The 18,642-nt window shown below is 74.6% G+C and carries 18 protein-coding genes and 1 tRNA gene; 14 read left to right on the forward strand and 5 right to left on the reverse strand.

Annotated elements, in window-relative coordinates; translation table 11 throughout:
• The first annotated feature begins 75 nt into the window (after positions 1-75).
• The 8 genes from ACFV3E_RS06760 (at position 76) to gdhA (ending at position 8,621) form a co-directional block, all read left to right on the forward strand.
• Complete coding sequence (locus tag ACFV3E_RS06760) at positions 76-735, forward strand: hypothetical protein (protein WP_500533732.1); 660 nt, start codon at positions 76-78, stop codon at positions 733-735.
• Positions 736-1,469: 734 nt separating this feature from the next.
• A complete protein-coding gene (locus ACFV3E_RS06765; protein ID WP_500533733.1) occupies positions 1,470-2,681 on the forward strand; it encodes a DNA polymerase III subunit delta' in 1,212 nt (403 codons plus the stop codon).
• A gap of 255 nt (positions 2,682-2,936) precedes the next feature.
• Positions 2,937-3,959, forward strand: a complete 1,023-nt coding sequence (locus ACFV3E_RS06770) for a hypothetical protein (RefSeq protein ID WP_500533734.1) — start codon at positions 2,937-2,939, stop codon at positions 3,957-3,959.
• Positions 3,960-4,060: 101 nt separating this feature from the next.
• Complete coding sequence (locus ACFV3E_RS06775; protein ID WP_500533735.1) at positions 4,061-5,632, forward strand: alpha/beta hydrolase; 1,572 nt, start codon at positions 4,061-4,063, stop codon at positions 5,630-5,632.
• Positions 5,633-5,745: 113 nt separating this feature from the next.
• A tRNA-Thr gene (locus ACFV3E_RS06780) sits at positions 5,746-5,822 on the forward strand.
• A gap of 213 nt (positions 5,823-6,035) precedes the next feature.
• The gene (locus ACFV3E_RS06785; RefSeq protein WP_500533736.1) at positions 6,036-6,578 is read left to right on the forward strand and encodes an RNA polymerase sigma factor; all 543 of its coding nucleotides are present in this window, start codon (positions 6,036-6,038) and stop codon (positions 6,576-6,578) included.
• Positions 6,575-7,084, forward strand: a complete 510-nt coding sequence (locus ACFV3E_RS06790) for a hypothetical protein (protein ID WP_500533737.1) — start codon at positions 6,575-6,577, stop codon at positions 7,082-7,084. Before ACFV3E_RS06785 ends, ACFV3E_RS06790 begins: the two co-directional genes overlap by 4 nt.
• Positions 7,085-7,274: 190 nt before the next feature.
• The gene (gene gdhA, locus ACFV3E_RS06795) at positions 7,275-8,621 is read left to right on the forward strand and encodes an NADP-specific glutamate dehydrogenase (protein ID WP_500533738.1); all 1,347 of its coding nucleotides are present in this window, start codon (positions 7,275-7,277) and stop codon (positions 8,619-8,621) included.
• Between the two features lie 79 nt (positions 8,622-8,700).
• Here gdhA and ACFV3E_RS06800 read toward each other — a convergent pair whose 3' ends face one another.
• Positions 8,701-9,231 carry a TerD family protein gene (locus tag ACFV3E_RS06800; RefSeq protein WP_500533739.1) on the reverse strand — a complete coding sequence of 177 codons (531 nt, stop codon included), beginning with the start codon at positions 9,229-9,231 and terminating at the stop codon, positions 8,701-8,703.
• A gap of 230 nt (positions 9,232-9,461) precedes the next feature.
• Here ACFV3E_RS06800 and ACFV3E_RS06805 point away from each other — a divergent pair, with 230 nt between their 5' ends.
• Positions 9,462-9,983 (forward strand): SigE family RNA polymerase sigma factor, encoded by a 522-nt coding sequence (locus ACFV3E_RS06805; RefSeq protein WP_499512566.1) that lies wholly within the window; start codon positions 9,462-9,464, stop codon positions 9,981-9,983.
• Positions 9,976-10,821, forward strand: coding sequence for a hypothetical protein (locus ACFV3E_RS06810; protein WP_500533740.1), 846 nt, complete (start codon positions 9,976-9,978; stop codon positions 10,819-10,821). The genes ACFV3E_RS06805 and ACFV3E_RS06810 overlap by 8 nt, the downstream gene beginning before the upstream one ends.
• A 45-nt stretch (positions 10,822-10,866) precedes the next feature.
• Here ACFV3E_RS06810 and ACFV3E_RS06815 read toward each other — a convergent pair whose 3' ends face one another.
• Together ACFV3E_RS06815 and ACFV3E_RS06820 are read right to left on the reverse strand one after the other, a co-directional pair.
• A complete protein-coding gene (locus ACFV3E_RS06815; protein WP_500533741.1) occupies positions 10,867-11,211 on the reverse strand; it encodes a hypothetical protein in 345 nt (114 codons plus the stop codon).
• 16 nt (positions 11,212-11,227) lie between these two features.
• Complete coding sequence (locus tag ACFV3E_RS06820) at positions 11,228-12,025, reverse strand: hypothetical protein (RefSeq protein ID WP_500533742.1); 798 nt, start codon at positions 12,023-12,025, stop codon at positions 11,228-11,230.
• Between the two features lie 320 nt (positions 12,026-12,345).
• Here ACFV3E_RS06820 and rho point away from each other — a divergent pair, with 320 nt between their 5' ends.
• From rho to ACFV3E_RS06835, 3 genes are all read left to right on the forward strand, one after another.
• Entirely contained in the window at positions 12,346-13,500 is a 1,155-nt protein-coding gene (gene rho, locus ACFV3E_RS06825; RefSeq protein WP_500533743.1) for a transcription termination factor Rho, read from the forward strand.
• 26 nt (positions 13,501-13,526) lie between these two features.
• Positions 13,527-14,192 (forward strand): histone deacetylase, encoded by a 666-nt coding sequence (locus tag ACFV3E_RS06830; RefSeq protein WP_500533744.1) that lies wholly within the window; start codon positions 13,527-13,529, stop codon positions 14,190-14,192.
• Between the two features lie 87 nt (positions 14,193-14,279).
• Positions 14,280-14,687 (forward strand): STAS domain-containing protein, encoded by a 408-nt coding sequence (locus ACFV3E_RS06835; RefSeq protein ID WP_500533745.1) that lies wholly within the window; start codon positions 14,280-14,282, stop codon positions 14,685-14,687.
• On the opposite strand, the gene ACFV3E_RS06840 is transcribed toward ACFV3E_RS06835, so the two are convergent.
• A complete protein-coding gene (locus ACFV3E_RS06840) occupies positions 14,589-15,575 on the reverse strand; it encodes a sigma-70 family RNA polymerase sigma factor (RefSeq protein ID WP_500533746.1) in 987 nt (328 codons plus the stop codon). The genes ACFV3E_RS06835 and ACFV3E_RS06840 overlap by 99 nt on opposite strands.
• Positions 15,576-15,670: 95 nt before the next feature.
• Between ACFV3E_RS06840 and ACFV3E_RS06845 the strand changes: the two genes are divergently transcribed.
• Positions 15,671-16,075 carry a VOC family protein gene (locus tag ACFV3E_RS06845; RefSeq protein WP_500533747.1) on the forward strand — a complete coding sequence of 135 codons (405 nt, stop codon included), beginning with the start codon at positions 15,671-15,673 and terminating at the stop codon, positions 16,073-16,075.
• Between the two features lie 10 nt (positions 16,076-16,085).
• Here ACFV3E_RS06845 and ACFV3E_RS06850 read toward each other — a convergent pair whose 3' ends face one another.
• Entirely contained in the window at positions 16,086-18,533 is a 2,448-nt protein-coding gene (locus ACFV3E_RS06850; RefSeq protein WP_500533748.1) for a SpoIIE family protein phosphatase, read from the reverse strand.
• Positions 18,534-18,642 lie beyond the last annotated feature (109 nt).

Here is an 18,642-nt window from a genome sequence, read left to right on the forward strand (position 1 = left end):
TTGCTCCACAAATGTCACTGGCCGGAAAAGGACCCCGGCGCAGCCCCGCGCGCGGGTCTCCGGGACACTCTGAACATGCGCATCCGTACCACGGCGGCGGCCCTCGCCGCCGCTGCCGCCGCCGCGGCCCTCCTGGGCCTGGCCGCGCACGCCTCCGGCGCGCCCGCCGACCGGTCCGGGGTCCGCCTCTACGACGAGGCACTGGGCAGGACGCGCGAAGACGGCGCCACGGTGTGCACCTTCTACTTCAAGGCCGAGGGCTTCGGCCCAGACCAGCCGGTCAACTGGACGGTCTCGTACGCCCGGGGTGAGGACGCGGTCGTCGGCACGCTGGTCACCGGCGCCCGGGGCACCGGGAGCACCGGCCGTGTCGTCCTCGCCGACGGCGACTACCGCTTCCGGTGGGCCGGTTCCGACGCGAAGCCGCAGCGCTTCACGGTGGCCTGCCCGGCCGGGACGGCGACCCCGTCGCCGGGCACCGCCTCCACCGCCCCCTCCGCGCCCGCGGGCGCCGTGCCCGGGGTGACGGCGGCGGCGTCCACCGGCCCGGGCACGGGCCTCCCCGCGGCGGGGCTCACCTCCGCGTCGACCTCCACCGGCCCCTCCGACGTCACCGCGGGCGTGGCCTCCGTACTGGTCGCCCTGGGCATCGCCTCGGTGGCGACATTTGTGATGCTCCGCCGCAAGCCCGTCCCGCGACCCGGGCCCCGCCGCCACCGGCGCGCCTCCGGCTGACCGTCTGGCGCTGCCGTGCGGGTGCGTTGTGGTTGCGGTTGGGGGTTTCCCCGCCCGCCCTCCCGATTGCCCGGCGCGGTCAGTGCGGGCCTGCGCTCTGTTGGGTTGGGGTCGGGGCCGCGCCGGCGCACGTCTCCCCCAGCCTTCGGCCGGGGGGACCCCCACAGCGCTCGCGGTTTACGTCCACATCGTTCGGCACCCGGGTCCGCCGCTCGTCGCTTCCGGGCGCACCCCGCCACACCCCCTTCGACGGTTGGGGCGACTGACGGCCGGTGGGGGTGAGTGAGGCACTTGCGGCGACCCCGGACCGCCTTCTCAGCCACCTTCCGGCCGTTGGTCGCCCGGCGATAGGGAGGGGGCGGGGGAGTTGGGGGCACCCCCGGCCGAAGGCTGGGGGAGAGTGGGCGTTCTGGACGCTGACGTGTATTTGTTGTGCGGCACGGGCGGCACGACAAGTGCCGCCCGTCATGCACATAAATATGCGGTCCAGAATGCCCAGCCCCGAAGGCCCCGCCCCCGGCCCACCACCAACCGCGCGAGGCCCGCACCAATCGCGCCGGGCAATCGGGCGGGAGGGCGGGGGAGAAACCGCAACCACAACGGCGCCGCACATGACAACCAGCCGGAACAACGACGCACTCCCCCCGCCCGCCCCGCAGGGTGTCCGTGGCGTACCCGACAATGGTGGGGCCGGACAACGCAAGGGCAGCGGCACCACAGGACGGGCGGGCACGATGGCGGTATGGGACGACCTGGTCGGCCAGGACCGGGTGGCGGAGCAGTTGGCCGCCGCCGCACGGGACGCCGACGCCTATGTGACGGCGGCTGCCGCGCGCACCGCGCTGCCGACGGCGTCGAAGATGACGCACGCCTGGCTGTTCACCGGCCCGCCCGGCGCGGGCCGTGACACGGCCGCCCGCGCCTTCGCCGCCGCGCTGCAGTGCGTGAGCCCGGACCGGGCGCTGGGCGGGGCGCCGGGCTGCGGCTTCTGCGACGGCTGCCACACGACCCTGGTCGGTACGCACGCCGACGTCGAGGTGGTCCGCACCGACCTGCTCTCCATCGGCGTGAAGGACACCCGCGACCTCGTCCGCCGCTCCACGCTGTCGCCCGCTTCCGGCCGCTGGCAGGTGATCGTGCTGGAGGACGCCGACCGCCTCACCGAGGGCGCCGGCAACGTGCTGCTCAAGGCCGTGGAGGAGCCCGCGCCCCGGACGGTGTGGCTGCTGTGCGCGCCCTCCATCGAGGACGTGCTGCCGACGATCCGCTCGCGCTGCCGGCACCTGGTGCTGCGCACCCCGCCCGTGGACGCCGTCGCCGACGTGCTGGTCCGGCGCGACGGCATCGACCCCGTGATCGCCGAGGCCGCTGCCCGTGCCACGCAGGGGCACATCGACCGCGCCCGACGGCTCGCCACCGACGAGGGGGCGCGCACCCGCCGCGCGGCAGTGCTGAGGCTGCCGCTGCGCGTGGACGACGTCGGGGGCTGCCTCAAGGCCGCGCAGGAACTGGTGGACGCGGCGACCGAGGACGCCAAGCAGGTCTCCGAGGAGATGGACGCCAAGGAGACCGAGGAACTGCGCACGGCGCTCGGCGCGGCCGCGGGGGCGGGCAGCCGGATGCCGCGCGGCACGGCGGGCGTGATGAAGGAGCTCGCCGACCGGCAGAAGCGCCGGTCCACCCGTACCCAGCGCGACACCCTCGACCTGGCCCTCACCGACCTGGCGGGCTTCTACCGGGACGTGCTGGCGGTGCAGGTCGGCACGTCCGTCGCCATCGCGAACGTCGAGGCGCGGGACGCCGTCGAGCGGATCGCGGCGGCTTCGCGGCCGGAGAACACGCTGCGCCGCATCGAGGCCGTGCTCGCCTGCCGTGGGGCCCTGGACAGGAACGTCGCGCCGTTGCTGGCCGTCGAGGCGATGACGCTGGCCCTGCGCGCGGGCTGACCGCCGGCGCGCGGGACCGGCCGCGCGGCCGCCCCCGCGCCTTGATCATCCGGCGGACGGGTGATCGTTTGCGGCGCCCGCGCGTCGCCGCTCCCCGGTGCGCCCGGCCTTGCCGCAGGCTGCTGTGCGGTGCCCCCGGCCGCTGTCCCCGCGGGGGTGATCCCAGCGCACGGGGTGCGCTCCCCCCTGCCTCCGGCGCGGGTGCCGCGCCCGTGCCCGAAGCGCCGTGGGGGACCTGCCGAGGTGGTGCCGCACGTGCCCGAGGTGGCCGAGGTCGTCGTTCTGTACGCGCTGCTGACCGTGGCCGGGGCCGTGGCGGTGGCGCTCGCCCGCTCGGCCCTGCGGCACTGGTGGGAGCAGCGCGCGGGCCGCGCGTACGAACTGCCCGTCGAGCGCACCGGCACGGTGCTGCGCGGCGCGGGGTCCGCGCTGGCCGCCGCGGTGGCGGTCACGTTGGCCGTCTGGTCGCCGTCCGGCCCGGCGGATCCGTCGCCCTCGCCGCCCCGCCCGGTCACCGCCGCCGCCCCTCCGCCGTCCCGGCCGCCGTCCGCGCCACCCCCGCGGCCGGTGCCGTCCGACCCCGTGGACGCCGGGCTGGAGCCGCCGCGCACCCTCGGTCACCCGGCCGGGGGCACGCTCCAGGAATTGTCCGACGGCACGCGGGTCTGGCTGCCCCCGCAGTACGACTACCCGGACTCCGTCGGGGTGTACTTCCCCCTGGTCGTGGCCCACATCGACCCCGCCGACCCGGATCTGTTCGCCGGCTTCGCCGCCCAGTCGCTGCGGGGCATCGCCGACCCCTTCGTGGTCGTGCTGCCCGCCCACTGCGACACCGGCCCGGGGGCCCGTCCCGCGGCCGTCCCGGTCGCGGTCGCCCGGCTCTACCGCGTCCTGCCCGGCCGCCCCGCGCGGGCGTTGCTGGGCGCCGACGGGGACGCGGCCTGCGTCGTACGGCAGCAGCTGACCGACCCCGAGGGGTACACCGCGGCGATCGGCGTCTCGGGCGGCTACGACGGGATCGACCGGTCCGGCCCGCCGCCGTACTACTCCTCCACCGACCGCGGCTACCCCGGGGGTGACATGCCGCGCCCCGCGCTGCTGCTCGCCGTACCCTCCGGAGAGGAGGACGCGCGGCGCTCCGCCCTCGCCCTGCGGGAACGGGTGCGTGGCGTGTCCGCCGGGGTGCGGGTGCTGGACGGCATCGCCCCGCGGCGGCGGCTCTTCGCCCTCGTGGCCGGGTACGCGACCGAGAAGCTCGACGGCCCGGACCGTCCCTGACGACGCGGGCCGGAATCACCCGTATGAGGACTGTGGAGGACGGTTCGCCACCGGCCCTCCGGATACGCTCCAGATGACCACCACGAGGAACCGAGGCTCCGATGCACACCCCGCGCCTGCTCCGTACCTCCGGCACCGTCCTCGCCGTCGCCGGGCTGATGCTGTCCGCGTGCACGACCGGAGGCAGCACGCACAGTGCCGCCGCCTCGTCCCCGACGGGCTCGCGCGGCGGGCCGCCGCCCTCGGGCGCTCCCGCGGACGCCTACGGCAACCTCCGGCCGTACTACGAGCAGCGCCTGTCCTGGCGCGAGTGCAAGGACATGCCGGGCATGCAGTGCGCCACCATGCGGGTCCCCCTCGACTACGCCCACCCGTCCGCCGCGAGCGACCTCAAGCTCGCCGTCACCCGGAAGCGGGCCGAGGACGGCGGCAAGCGGCTCGGCACCCTGCTGGTCAACCCGGGCGGCCCCGGCGGCTCCGCGATCGACTACCTGCAGTACGCGGCCTTCGGCTACCCGTCGGCGGTCACCTCCCGCTACGACATGGCCGCCATCGACCCGCGCGGTGTGGCCCGCAGCGAGCCCGTCGAGTGCCTCAGCGACCGCCAGATGGACGCCTTCACGGCGACCGACGTCACCCCGGACGACGGCGCCGAGGTCAACGCCCTCGTCGCCGCCGACAAGGAGTTCGCCGGGGGCTGCGAGCAGCGCTCCGCCAAACTGCTCAAGCACATCAGCACGGTGGACTCCGCCCGCGACATGGACGTCTTCCGCGTCCTGGTCGGCGACCGCAAGCTCAACTACGTCGGCAAGTCCTACGGCACGTTCCTGGGCGCCACCTACGCCGAGCTGTTCCCCGACAAGGCCGGCCGGCTCGTCCTCGACGGCGCCGTCGACCCGTCGATCTCGGCCCTCGACGCGAGCCGCGGCCAGGCCTCCGGCTTCGAGACCGCCTTCGACGCCTTCGCCCGGGACTGCGTCGGCCACCGCGACTGCCCGCTCGGCACCAAGAGCTCCGCCGACGCCGGGCACCGCCTCGACGCCTTCTTCAAGCAGCTGGACGCCAAGCCCCTGAACACCGGCAGCGACCGCAAGCTGACCGAGGCGCTCGGCACCACCGGCGTGATCGCCGCGATGTACGACGAGTCGATGTGGCCCACCCTGCGCACCGCCCTCACCAAGGCGAACAAGGGCGACGGAAGCGGTCTGCTCGCGTTGTCCGACACGTACTACGAGCGCGACGACCGCGGCCGCTACGACAACCTCATGTACGCCAACGCCGCCGTGAACTGCCTAGACCTGCCGCCGGCCCTGTCCGGCCCGCCGGCCGCCGAGCAGTCCGTCTCCGCGTTCACCGCCGAGTCCCCGCACTTCGGCAAGAACCTCGCGTGGTCCAGCCTGATCTGCGCGTACTGGCCCGTCGCGCCGACCGGCAAGCCCCACCGCATCGAGGCCACCGGCGCCGACCCCATCCTGGTCGTCGGCACCACCCGCGACCCCGCCACGCCGTACGCCTGGGCCAAGTCGCTCGCCGGCCAGCTCGACTCAGGCGTCCTGCTCACCTACAACGGCGACGGCCACACGGCGTACGCCCGCGGCAGCAGCTGCATCGACTCCGCCGTCAACCGCTACCTCCTCGACGGCACGCCTCCGGCGGACGGCAAGACCTGCTGACCCCGTGAGGGGCCCGATCGCCCCGTCCCGACCCGACAGCACCCTGGTCAGGGGCTCCTCAAGAACTGTGTAGACTTGTGCCCGCTGCCGATGCGAAGCTGTCTCGGCAGCCTGCCGCCTTAGCTCAGTCGGCCAGAGCGACGCACTCGTAATGCGTAGGTCAAGGGTTCGATTCCCTTAGGCGGCTCCACAGTGAAGGGCCGGGTCAGTTCCACTGACCCGGCCCTTTCGCGTTCCCCGGACGATCGGCCCTCCGACGTGATCTTCCGGGCGGCCGCCACCCCGGCCGTGACCACCGGGGCCGGAGCCCGGGACCCGGGGCAGGGCCGCAGGCGCGCTGTAATCGGCGGGGCCGTGCCGGACATTCCCCAGTGACAGCCTGTTCTGGGAGGGAAGGGTGCGCATGACGGCACGTGAGGGTCCGCGAGGGCACGGGTTGGTGGAGGAGTGGTTCGAGGCCCATGCCGACCGGGTGATGGGTTACCTGATGCACCGTACGGATCGCGAGACCGCGCAGGACGTGCTCTCGGAGACCTTCCTGCTGGCCTGGCGCAAGCAGCGGTCCGTACCGGAGGACGCGTTGCCCTGGTTGCTGGCGGCGGCGCGCCGGCTGCTCGCCAACCGGGTGCGGTCGGACCTGCGCAGGCAGGCGCTCGCGGCGCGGATGGCCGCGGTGATGGACCGTGCGCCGCAGGAGGTGTTCGAGGACCGCATAGGCGACCGTGAGCGCGTGTTCCGGGTGCTGATGTCGCTGTCCGAGAACGACCGCGAAGTGCTGCTGCTCACCGGCTGGTACGACCTGAGCGCGCAGCAGGCGGCCAAGGCCCTGGGCTGCACCAGGGCGGCCTACGCGCTGCGGCTGCACCGGGCCCGCAAGAGGTTCCGCGCCGCCCTGGAGCCGCGACCCGCATCCTTCACCCCGCTCGATTCGGAGGTACACGCATGACGAACGACCCTGTCCTGGACGCCGTCCGGGAGCTGCGCCCGCAGGGCGCCGACGGCTGGGCGCGGTCGGCGGACGGGCGGGAGACGCTGCGGTCCGTGCTGGACCGGGCGGCGCCGCGGAGCGCGCGGCGGCGGTCGCTGCGGGTCGCCGTGGCCGGCGGCGCGGTCGTCGCCGCGCTGGCCGGCGGCGGGGTCGTCGCCGTCGCCGGGGGACTGCCGTGGGGGAAGGACGCCGGGGCGCAGGTGATGTGCGCCCGGACGCTGGCGCGCGACGCGGACCTCTCGGGTCTGCCGTCCGACGCGATCAAGGCCTTCGACCCCAGGGACCCCGGCAAGGCCTGCGCCGGGCGCTGGGAGCAGATGTGGGGCCCGTCCGAGCCCGTCCCCACGTCCTTCGCGGCCTGCTACTACCCCGGCGCCGCCGGCAAGGTCGTCTGGCCCGCCGACGGCCTCGACCAGGACCAGGCCTGCGCCCGTATCGGGGCCCGGCCGATTCCCGTCGGGTAGCCCGTCCGCGTCGCGGGGCCGCGCCCATACCAAAAGGGCGCGGCCCGTACGGGTGACCCGGTGACTTCCGGTGTGCGGAGTTGCTCCGGGTGACACCTTGCTTTCTTCCATCCGTACTCGTTGACACGGCAACGGACGGACGCGGCGCCACGGCGGGCGCGTCCGGGACATCGGACGAGGGAAGGCGCGCATGAACGTCAGTGCTCACATCGAGGCCGTCTACGCGGACGTCTGCCGGCGCAATGCCGGCGAGACGGAGTTCCACCAGGCGGTGGGGGAGGTGCTGCGCTCGCTGGCGCCGGCGCTGGAACGGCACCCGGAGTACCTGGGGACCCGGATCGCGGAGCGGATGTGCGAACCGGAGCGGCAGGTGATCTTCCGGGTGCCGTGGGTGGACGATCGGGGACGCGTGCAGGTCAACCGGGGCTTCCGGGTGGAGTTCAGCAGCGCGCTCGGCCCGTACAAGGGGGGTCTGCGCTTCCACCCGAGCGTGGACCTCGGCATCGTGAAGTTCCTCGGCTTCGAGCAGATCTTCAAGAACGCGCTGACCGGGCTGGCGATCGGCGGCGGCAAGGGCGGCTCCGACTTCGACCCCAAGGGCCGTTCCGACGGCGAGGTCATGCGCTTCTGCCAGTCGTTCATGACCGAGCTCCACCGGAACCTGGGCGAGCACACCGATGTGCCGGCCGGTGACATCGGCGTGGGCGGCCGGGAGATCGGCTACCTCTTCGGGCAGTACAAGCGGATCACCAACCGTTTCGAGGCGGGCGTGCTGACCGGGAAGGGCGTCGCCTGGGGCGGCTCGCACGCGCGGACCGAGGCGACGGGGTACGGGGCGGTGTACTTCGCGGCCGAGATGCTGGCCACGCGAGGGCAGGGCTTCGAGGGGCGCAGGGCGGTGGTCTCCGGGTCGGGCAACGTCGCCGTCTACGCGATCGAGAAGGTGCGCGCGCTGGGCGGCTCGGTGGTGGCCTGCTCGGACTCCGGCGGCTACGTCGTCGACGAGGCCGGCATCGACCTGGAGCTGCTGAAGGAGATCAAGGAGGTGCGCAGGGCGCGGCTGTCGGCGTACGCGGAGGCCAAGCCCTCCGCGCGGTACTCCGAGCGAGGCTCGGTCTTCGACGTGCCGTGCGACGTCGCGCTGCCCTGCGCCACGCAGAACGAGTTGGACGGGCAGGACGCCGGGTCGCTGGTGAAGAACGGCGTGCTGGCGGTCGCCGAGGGCGCGAACATGCCGTGCACCCCGGAGGCGATCGAGGTGTTCCGGGAGGCGGACGTGCTCTTCGGCCCGGGCAAGGCGGCCAACGCGGGCGGCGTGGCGACCTCGGCGCTGGAGATGCAGCAGAACGCGTCCCGTGAGCTGTGGACCTTCGAGCGGACCGAGGCCCGGCTCGCGCAGGTGATGCGCGACGTCCACACCCACTGCCGGGCCACCGCCGCGGCGTACGGCGGCACGCCGGACGACTACGTCCTCGGCGCCAACGTCACGGGCTTCCTGCGCGTGGCCGAGGCGATGACGGCGCAGGGCGTCGTCTAGGTCCTCCGGGTTCCGCCCTCCGTGGTGCCCGTGCCCTCCCGCGACGCGCGCGGGAGGGCACGGGCGTTACCGGCGGCGATCAGGAGGCGTCGCCGCCCATCACACGGGCGAAGGCCACCGGATCGGCGTCGTACCCGCGGACGCCGGAGCGGAAGCGCCACTCGCCGGAGTCGCCCCGGCGGAACTCGCCGACGGTGGCGGCCGTGGCGGCCGCGACCTCGCCGAGGTCGGAGGCGGCGAGGTCGGTGTGGCCCTCGACCACGTGCACGCCGGTGCCCGCGACGTCGCCGAAGGTCATCCGGCCGTCGCGCTGCTGCACGACGACGCCGACGACGACCCGGTGGTAGGCGGCACCGAGCCGGTCGAGTTCGAGGGTCATGATCTCGTCGAAGCCCAGCCCCTTGCCGGTCTTGCTGTCGCGGTTGAGCGTGATGGTGCCGTCCGGGGAGCGGCTGTCGAAGTGGACGAGGTACGCCGGGACGCCGTGCGGGTCGGCGGTGCTGTAGGTGGCCGCGACGATGTCCAGGTCGCTGGCGGGTGCGCCGAGCGGGCTGGGGTCCCACTTGAGCCGGACCTCGACCTTGCCGAGGCCTTTGGTGACATTGCTCACCGGCTGGCTCTCCTTGCTTCCGGCTGATCGGGTGCGGAGGCGGCTGTCACAGGGAACGCCCTTTCGTCTGCAGTCAGTTGGGGGACGACCGCGTGCCGCGCGCCCGTCCGAGGCGGCAACGAACGAGGGCGATCCCGGATTCCTGGCAACCGGTCCGGGGTCCCAGACGGTTCATGGGGGTGTGAGGCTGCTGGGAGCACGGACAGGAACGCGATGGCAAGGACACCACGGTGAGGGATGCGGAGACGGACTTCGAGGAGTTCGTCGCCGCGCGCGGGCCGCGGTTGCTGCGGGTCGCCTGGCTGCTGACCGGGGACACGCACCTGGCGGAGGACCTGCTGCAGACGGTCCTGGCCAAGGTGTGGCCGAAGTGGCGGGGCATAGCCGCGGAGAACCCGGAGGCGTACGTGCGCAGGGCCCTGGTGAACACGGCCTCCTCGTGGTGGCAGCGCCGCTGGCGGGGCGAGGTGCCGCACGGCGAGGTGCCGGACACGGTGACGGCGGTGGCGGACCCGTTCGCCTCGGTCGACCTGGAGCAGTCGCTCGCGGTGCTGATACGCCGGCTGCCCGCGCGGCAGCGGGCGGTGGTCGTGCTGCGCTACTTCGAGGACCTGAGCGTCGAGGAGACCGCCGAGGTGCTCGGCTGCCGGCCGGGCACGGTGAAGAGCCAGGCCGCCAAGGCGCTGGCCATGCTGCGGGGGCAGGTCGCGGCGGTGCCGAGCCTGGCGAAGGGTGGTGAGCGGTGTGGATGAGGAGCCTGAGCCGGAGGAGGAGTGGGAGCTGAGCGTGCTGCTGGAGCGCGTCGTCCCGCAGCCGGCCGCGCCCCACGACCGGATGGCGCAGATCAGGCGGCGGGTTCGGCGGCGCAGGCGGCGCCGGGTGGTCGCCGGGGCGGTGGCCGCGGTCGGCGGTGTCACGGCGGCGGCGGTGGTGGCCGCCGCGTTGCTGCAGCCCGCGGGTCCCGTGACGCCCCGGGGGCAGCACGTCCTCCCCGCCGCGTCCCCGTCCCGCGCGGTGCCCGCCCCGGGGTCCCCCCTGCCGACGTCGACGAGGAGCACGCACCCCGGCTACGCGCTGGTCAGTCTGGACGCCCTGTCCGGGCTGACGCTGAAACTGCCCGGCGAGGGCTGGCGGTCCCTCGTGACCACCGACCCGCGGGGCCTGGTGGTCGGGTTCGTCGGCTCCGGGCCGCTCCACGAGCCCGGCGGGTGCACGAAGCAGGAGATGATCCGCTACTCGGTGTGCCCGCCCGTGGACAAGGTCGCCGAGGGCGGGGTGCTGATCGCCTTCGAACAGGTGGGGGCGTCCGTGGGCGACGGCACGAGGTCCGGCCGGTTCGTGGTGAAGGGCGTGGCGTCCGCGGGTGCGGGCTGCCGCGCGCTCGGCGGCCAGTGGGAGCTCACGGCCTGGGGGGAGGACCCGGACCCCGCGTCCTCCGTCGGTCTCGTGGTCAGCGCCTGTTTCAACCGTACGGCGAAGGACACCATCGCCGCGGTCACCACCAGCCTCAAGACCGCGAGCTACACCTCGGCGTCCCCCGGCGGGCCGACCGGTCCGGGCCGCCCGACCGGTACGGGAGCGCCGGGCTGATCCACTGGGCTGAGCCGGTCGTCGTGATGGGGGACGCGGCCTCGCTCACGCGCTGAGACGTGCCGCGTGCGCGGCCTCGTCGGGCCGTGGCTCGCCCGGCCGGGAGCCGCCGAACTCCCAGTGGGTGGTGCCGAGTCCGCCCGCCGCCAGGGCGGCGTCGATCCGGCGGCGGACCTCGGCCTCGTCGCCGGGCGCGGACGCGAACAGCACGCGCAGCCGCAGCGTGCCGCCGGGCCCGGCCGTGACGGCGGTGTGGTGGGGCGCCAGGGGGCACGGCGGTTCGTGCTCCCAGTGACCGCACAGGGCGACGGTGACCGCGGCACCGGGGGCACGCTCGTCGCCGCCGGGGGCGAGGGTCACGACCGCGTCGTGGGCGAAGGTCAGGCGCACGCCCCCAGTATCGGTGTCAGCCGCCCTGCTCGTGGCGGGGACGCATCGCCTGCCGCTGGACGCGCCGCCCGAACGCGGACAGCAGCGGTTCCACGGCGGCGCGCGGGAGCACGACCTTCTGCCGGCCCGTGGGCGGGGCCGCGACCTCGCCCCGGTCGAACGTCACGACCAGGTTCCCGCAGCCGGTGAAGGCCAGGTCGTCCAGGACGGCGCGGCGTGCCGCCGGGTCCTGCAGCGCGCGGAGCCCGCGCGGGTCGTGGCCGGCGCGGGCGGCGAGCGCCCGGACCAGGTGCCCGGCGAGGTCGCCGGCCGCGTCCGGACCGACCATGGCGAGGGCGGGCAGCACCTCGCCGGAGCGGCCGTCGTACCAGTACGTGGCCGTCGTGGTGCCGCTCCCGGAGGTGGTGCCGTCCCCGGCGGCGGTGCCCTCGGCCGTCGTCAGCTGGACGCCGAGCACGTCCCCGGACGCGGCCAGGAACGTGTACGAGATGGTGAACTCGCCCGCGCAGGCGGCACCGTGCCCGTGCGCGGCCAGGAAGTCCCGCAACCCGCGGCGCACCTCGCGGTCGAGCGTCCGGGTCAGCGGCCGTGCGCCCGGGACGGACGGGTAGCTCGTCGACCAGCGGCAGGCGCCGCCGGTGCCCCGGGCGCCGATGACCCGCAGCCCGTGGATCCAGGTGGGCATGACCGCCCTGACCTCCTGTCCGTCGGCGGAGGGGTTCGCGGGGGAGGGCCGGCCGCCGGAGGGCGCCGTGCACGCGGGGACGGCCAGCAGCGCGGCCACGGCGACGGCGGCGATCGGCACGGACTTCACCCGGCGACCGTAACCGCCCCCGGGTCCGGGGCGGTTGGCCGTGCCGTATCCGGACCGGGGCGTGACAGGTTCGCGACATCGAGGCGGTCCCCCGCCCGGGGAGGTGGTGCTACAGTGCGAGAAGCACGGCTGTGCGCCCCTCTTCGGCGCCGGTGCTCCCCCGCGTGACCGCCCGGCGGTCCGCTCCCGCAGCCACTGCGGTGTTCCCCTTCGCCCGCGCCCCGCGTCGGCGATCTTCCCGAGGCTCCGCCTCTTGCGCCGCGTGTCCCGGCGGCCGGCCGATTCCGCCGCCGTACGCGCCCTTCTCCCGAGGACCACGTATGTCCACAGCTCCCACCACCGCCCCCACCCCCACTCCCGCTTCCTCCCCCTCGGGCGAACGACTCGTCGCCGTCGCCGGGGTCCTCGACGTCGAGGGCGGGCGCGGCTTCCTGCGCACCGCCGGCTACGCGCAGGGCCCGCACGACGTCCCGGTGCCGCCGGAGGTGATCAGGCGGCACGGGCTGCGCAAGGGCGACGCCGTCGAAGGCGTGGCCACGGCCGGTCGCTCCCGCGCCCTCGTACGGGCCGACCAGGTCGGCGGGCTGCCCGCCGGCCTGGCCCGCGGGCGGCGGCACTTCGCGGACCTGACCCCGCTCCACCCGTCCGAGCGGCTGCGCCTGGAGTGCCCGCAGGGCGGTCTGACCACCCGGGTCGTGGATCTGCTGGCCCCCGTCGGCAAGGGCCAGCGCGGGCTGATCGTGGCGCCGCCGAAGGCCGGCAAGACGATGCTGCTGCGGCGGCTGGCCGACGCCGTCGCGGACAACCACCCCGAGTGCCACCTGATGGTGGTGCTCCTGGACGAACGGCCGGAGGAGGTCACCGACATGCGGCGGTCGGTGCGGGGCGAGGTCGTCGCCTCGACCTTCGACCGCACGCCCAAGCAGCACATCGCCGTCGCCGAACTGGCCGTCGAGCGGGCCAAGCGCCTGGTCGAGACCGGCCGGGACGTGGTCGTGCTGCTGGACTCCCTCACCCGGCTGTGCCGGGCGCACAACAACGCGGCCTCCTCGGGCGGCCGGACGCTGTCCGGAGGTGTCGACGCGGCGGCGCTGCTCGGCCCGAAGCGGCTGTTCGGCTCGGCGCGCCTCGCGGAGGAGGGCGGTTCGCTGACCATCCTGGCCACCGCGCTGGTCGACACCGGATCGCGCGCCGACGACTACTTCTTCGAGGAAATGAAGAGCACCGGCAACATGGAGTTGCGGCTGGACCGGGGGCTGGCCGACCGGCGGGTCTTCCCTGCGGTGGACGTCGGCCCGTCGGGGACCCGGCGTGAGGAACTGCTGCTCAGTCCCGCGGAGCTGGCGGCCGCGCGCGGTCTGCGGCGGGCGCTGCGCGGTGCGGGGAGTTTCGAGACGCTGCTGGAGCGGATGCGGGCGACCCCGGACAACGCGGCCTTCCTGCGGCAGATCCGCGGCACGGTGCCGGCCGCCTGACCCCGCGGCGCCCGCATGATGGAGCGGTGACCACACCGCAGCGCGTGGGGCCCCGGCGTGCCGTGCGGCGGGACCGGCCGCCCGGTTTCGTCTGGTACGCGGCCTACGGCTCCAACACCCACCTCGTGCGCCTCAACAGCTACCTCGCCGGCGGGGTGCCCCCCGGCGGCGGCCGGGAGTACCCGGGCTGCCGGGACGCGCGCCCGCCGCTGCGGTCGGTGCCGCTGGAACTGCCCGGGCGGATGTACTTCGCGACGCGGTCGCCGGTCTGGTCGGGCGGCCGGGCCTTCTACGACGGCGACGTGCCGGGCGGCGGCGTGCGCGCCAGGGCCCATCTGCTGACGGTCGGTCAGTTCTCGGACATCGCGGCCCAGGAGATGTACCGGTCGCCGGGCTCCGACCTCGACCTCGCCGAGGTGCTCCGGCACGGCAGGGCCCGGCTGGGCGACGGGCGGTACGAGACGCTGCTGTACCCCGGGGACGTGGACGGTCACCCGGTGCTCACCTTCACCGCGCCCTGGGGCTCCGGCGGGGCCGAGCACGTCAGGCCGTCCGGGATCTACCTGCGGCACATCGCCGAGGGCCTGGCCGAGACGGGCGCCTGGGACCTGCCCGGCATCGCGGCCTACCTCGCGGAGTGCGCCGACGGGGCCTGGGACCCGCGGGAGATCACGGCGCTGCTCGGACGGTGACGCGCGGCGCCGATGGATTACGGCGCCGCCGGCGGTCCTAGGGACGTACGCGGTACGCATCCCCGCATCCGCCCCAGGAGGTCGCCCATGGCCCGGCCCGCGCCGCCCCCGCCCGCGTCCCGACCGGGCGGTGGGCCCGCCGTGCTCGTCCTGACCGGGAGGCTCGACCGCTCCGGGATCCCGCCGCTGGTGGAGCGGCTGCGCGCGCTGCTGGCCGAGCGGGGCGGCGGGACGGTGCTGTGCGACGTGGGCGGGCTCGACGGCGTCCCGGACGTCGTGCTGGTCGACGCCATCGCGCGGTTGCAGCTGACCGCCCGGCGCCACGGCGGCCGGATCCGGCTGCGGGGCGCCGGGGGCGCGCTGCGGGAACTGCTGGCGCTCACCGGGCTGGGCGGGCTAGCGGGCCTCGGGTCCGAGGCGCGCGGGGAGGCCGAACAGCGGGAAGAGCCGCTCGGTGTCGAGGAAGGAGTTGAGCCCGGTGATCCGGCCGTCTGATATCTCGATGACCTGCAGCGCCCACGGCTCGTGACCGCCGTCGGGGCTGGGCCGGTACTGCCCGAAGCCCGGTGTGCCGTTGGCCGTGACCGGGACCAGCCGCGAATCGCGGCAGCCGGAGCCGAGCCCGAGCATCCAGGCCCTGATGTCCGCGGATCCGCGCAGCCACAGGCCGAAGGGCGGCATCGACAGCGTGGCGTCCTCGTGGAGCAGTGAGGTGAGGGCGTCGAGGTCGTAGGACTCGAAGGCGGCGACGTAGCGGCCGAGCAGGGCGCGCTGCTCCTCGTCGAGCGGACGGGCCGGGTCGGTCGTGGCGGGGCCGGCGGCGGCCAGGGCGGCGCGGGCCCGCTGCAGCGCGCTGTTGACCGAGGCGACGGTGGTGTCGAGCAGCTCGGCGACCTCGGCCGCCTTCCAGGCCAGCACCTCCCGCAGGATGAGCACGGCCCGCTGGCGCGGCGCGAGGTGCTGCAGGGCGGCGACGAACGCCAGGCGCACGCTCTCGCGCTGGTCGGCGAGGTCGGCGGGGTCGCCCGTCTCGGGCAGGACGCGGCCGTCAGGGGCGGGGGAGATCCAGGTGCTCTCCGGCAGGGTGCCGGGCAGCGGGCCGTCGGCGCTGCCGGGCGAGGCCAGGTCCATCGGGCGGGCCCGGCGCCCGGTGCCGCCCAGGATGTCCAGGCACGCGTTGGTGGCGATGCGGTACAGCCAGGAACGCAGGCTGGAGCGGCCCTCGAACCGGTCGTACGCCCGCCAGGCGCGCACCATCGTCTCCTGGACGGCGTCCTCCGCCTCGAAGGCCGAGCCCAGCATCCGGTAGCAGTAGCCGGTCAGCTCCGCGCGGTAGCGCTCCAGCTCCTGCGCCACGTCCGGGGGTGCAGCGAGATCGCTCATGGTTCTCCTCCGCCTTCCGATGAGTTCCGGAGCGTCCACGGGTCTACTTCAGCACAGACCACTGACAGAAACCCCGGAACGGAACGAGGCGGACCATGCCGACCCAGATCTTCGTCAACCTCCCGGTGCAGGACCTGCCCAGGTCGAAGGCCTTCTTCGGTGGCCTCGGCTTCTCCTTCGACGCCCGGTTCACCGACGACAACGCCGCGTGCATGGTGATCGGCGAGGGCATCTTCGCGATGCTGCTCGTCGAGCCCTTCTTCCGGCAGTTCACCAAGAAGGAGGTCGCGGACGCCACGAAGACCACCGAGTCCATCCTCTGCCTGGGCGTCGAGTCGCGGGAGCGCGTGGACGAGCTGGCCGACGCGGCCCTGGCCACGGGCGGGTCGCCCTCGAACGAGCCCATGGACCAGGGGCCGATGTACGGCCGCAGCTTCCAGGACCCGGACGGCCACCTGTGGGAGGTCGTGCACATGGACCCGGCCGCCCTCGGGGACTGACGCGCCGGGCTCAGCCCGGGTGGACGTCCGGTATCTCCTGCTCCGCCCAGATCAGCTTGCCGTCCGCGGTGTAGCGGGTGCCCCACCGGCGGGTCAGCTGGGCGACGAGGAAGAGCCCGCGGCCGCCCTCGTCGGTGGTCCGGGCGTGCCGCAGCCGCGGCACGGTGTTGCTGCCGTCGTAGACCTCGCAGATGAAGACCGACTGCCGGATCAGCCGCAGCCGGATCGGCCCCGAGGCGTGCCGGATGGCGTTGGTGACCAGCTCGCTGACGACCAGTTCGGTGGTCGTCCGCAACTCCTCCAGCCCCCACTCGGCGAGTTGGCGCGCGGCCAGCGCCCGGGCCTGGCTGACGACCGCCGGGTCGACCGGCAGGTCCCAGGCGACGAACCGGTCCGTGGTGAGCGCGTGCGTACGGGCGACGAGCAGGGCGACGTCGTCGGCGGGCGGACCGGGCAGCAGACGCTCCAGCACGGCCGAGCACAGGTCCTGCAGCGGAAGTTCGGGGTGGGCCAGGGCGTGCGCGAGCCTCTCCAGGCCCACGTCGACGTCCTCGCCGAAGGTCTCGATCAGGCCGTCCGTGTAGAGGGCGATGATGCTGCCCTCGGCCAGTTCGAGTTCGGCGGACTCGAAGGGCATGGCGCCCAGGCCGAGCGGCGGGCCGGCGGGCAGTTCGGCGAAGGTGACCCGGCCGGAGGGGTCGACGACCGCGGGCGGCGGGTGCCCGGCCCGGGCCATCGTCAGCCGCCGGGTCACCGGGTCGTAGACGGCGTACAGGCAGGTGGCGCCAATGACGGTGGTGGCCACGGACGCGTCGGCGCTCTCCCCTTCGGTGAGCCGCATGATGAGGTCGTCCAGGTGCGCCAGCAGTTCGTCGGGCGGCAGGTCCATGTCGGCGAGGGTGTGGACGGCCGTCCGCAGCCGTCCCATCGTCGCCGCCGCGGTGAGCCCGTGCCCGACGACGTCCCCGACCACCAGCGCGATCCGCGCCCCGGAGAGCGGGATGACGTCGAACCAGTCGCCGCCCACGCCGTCCTGGATGTCGGTGGGCAGGTAGCGGGAGGCGACCTCCAGCGCCGTGCCGCCGGCCAGGGTCTGCGGCAGCAGGCTGCGCTGCAGGGTGAGCGCCGCCTCGTGCTCGCGGGTCCAGCGCCGGGCGTTGTCCACGCACACCGCGGCGCGGGCCACGAGCTCCTCGGCGAGCAGCAGGTCGTCCGGCTCGAAGGGGCCGGGCCGGCGGTGCCGGATGAAGGTCACCACGCCGAGGACCGTGCCCCGGGCCCGCAGCGGCACCCACATCACCGAACGCATCCCGAACTCGCGGATCTTGGCCGCGCGGGCCGGGTCGTCGGTGAGCCACGACGCGCGGTCGATGGCGATGTCGGCCTCGATCTCGGGCCGGCCGGAGGTCATGCAGCGCACGTGCGGCGAGGTGGCGCCGGCGTTGATCCGCTCGCCGAGCGCGACGATCGACTCTGGGGTGCCCGGGTGCACCGAGCGCATCGCGGCGCGGCGCAGCGGCACCCTGCCCAGCGCGCCGCCGGCCGGTGGTTCGTCGCCGCGCAGCACCGGCTCCAGCAGGTCGACGGTGACGAAGTCGGCGAGCCGCGGGACCGACACGTCGGCCAGTTCCTGGGCGGTGCGGGTGACGTCCAGGGTGCTCCCGATGCAGGCCCCGGCCTCGTTGAGCAGCGCGAGCCGGCCCCGGGCGCGCCACCGGTCGGTGACGTCCATGCCCATGTAGCAGACGCCCATCACCCGGCCCTCGGCGTCGTCCAGGCGGTAGAAGGAGGTGGAGAAGGACCGCTCCCGGTAGGGGGCGGCCAGCGTCCAGCCCTGGTACTCGTGGTCGATCACCGGCTCACCGGTCAGCAGCACCTCGCGCATGATGTTCTCCAGCGCCTCGGTGTCCAGACCGGGCAGGGAGTCGCTCATGCGCATCCCGATGCGGTGCTCGCGCGGCACGCCGGCGAAGCGCTCCAGGGTCTCGTTGAGCCACACGTACCGCAGGTCGGGGGTGAGCACGGCCATGCCGATCGGGGACCGGGTGAGGAAGCCCTCCAGGATGGCGCTGCTCACCGCCCAGGACGGGGTCCTGGCCAGGTCGATCCCGGACACCAGCCAGCGCGCGTGCCCGTCGGGCGCCGCCAGCGTGGACACCCGCAGGCCCAGCTCGATCCGGCGTCCGTCACGGTGCCGGGCGGCCACCAGACCGCCCCAGATGTCCTGGTCGTGCCACTGGGCGGCGACCTCCGCGGCCTTGGCGGCCTGGCCGGACGAGGCGAGCAGCTGCGCGGCGGGGCGGTGCAGCGCCTCCGCGGCCGGGTAGCCCAGCAGGTGCTCCGCGGCGGCCGTCCAGCCGACGATCGTCCCCTCGCCGTCGATCAGCGCCGACGCGGCGTAGGCAAGGTCGAACGGCGCCTTCGCCGGCGCCGCCGCGCTTCCCTCCGGCGTGACCATCAGGGGCGTCCCATTTCCGCTGATCCGTGTCTTTCATGCTAGGACGTCCCGTCCGTGGAGGCTCCTCGCGCGGACCGGCCCCGGAGCGGCCCCGGAGCGGCCCTGGACC

It is taken from the genome of Streptomyces sp. NPDC059718 (assembly GCF_042733315.1).
GTDB lineage: Bacteria > Actinomycetota > Actinomycetes > Streptomycetales > Streptomycetaceae > Actinacidiphila.

What these genes read in the sequence shown, in the direction of transcription:
- ACFV3E_RS06790 (WP_500533737.1), top strand. Translation starts at nt 6,575, where the DNA reads ATGACGAACGACCCTGTCCTGGACGCCGTCCGGGAGCTGCGCCCGCAG.
- ACFV3E_RS06785 (WP_500533736.1), top strand. Translation starts at nt 6,036, where the DNA reads ATGACGGCACGTGAGGGTCCGCGAGGGCACGGGTTGGTGGAGGAGTGG.
- ACFV3E_RS06760 (WP_500533732.1), top strand. Translation starts at nt 76, where the DNA reads ATGCGCATCCGTACCACGGCGGCGGCCCTCGCCGCCGCTGCCGCCGCC.
- rho (WP_500533743.1), top strand. Translation starts at nt 12,346, where the DNA reads ATGTCCACAGCTCCCACCACCGCCCCCACCCCCACTCCCGCTTCCTCC.
- ACFV3E_RS06765 (WP_500533733.1), top strand. Translation starts at nt 1,470, where the DNA reads ATGGCGGTATGGGACGACCTGGTCGGCCAGGACCGGGTGGCGGAGCAG.
- ACFV3E_RS06850 (WP_500533748.1), bottom strand. Translation starts at nt 18,533, where the DNA reads ATGGTCACGCCGGAGGGAAGCGCGGCGGCGCCGGCGAAGGCGCCGTTC.
- ACFV3E_RS06840 (WP_500533746.1), bottom strand. Translation starts at nt 15,575, where the DNA reads ATGAGCGATCTCGCTGCACCCCCGGACGTGGCGCAGGAGCTGGAGCGC.
- ACFV3E_RS06835 (WP_500533745.1), top strand. Translation starts at nt 14,280, where the DNA reads ATGGCCCGGCCCGCGCCGCCCCCGCCCGCGTCCCGACCGGGCGGTGGG.
- gdhA (WP_500533738.1), top strand. Translation starts at nt 7,275, where the DNA reads ATGAACGTCAGTGCTCACATCGAGGCCGTCTACGCGGACGTCTGCCGG.
- ACFV3E_RS06775 (WP_500533735.1), top strand. Translation starts at nt 4,061, where the DNA reads ATGCACACCCCGCGCCTGCTCCGTACCTCCGGCACCGTCCTCGCCGTC.
- ACFV3E_RS06845 (WP_500533747.1), top strand. Translation starts at nt 15,671, where the DNA reads ATGCCGACCCAGATCTTCGTCAACCTCCCGGTGCAGGACCTGCCCAGG.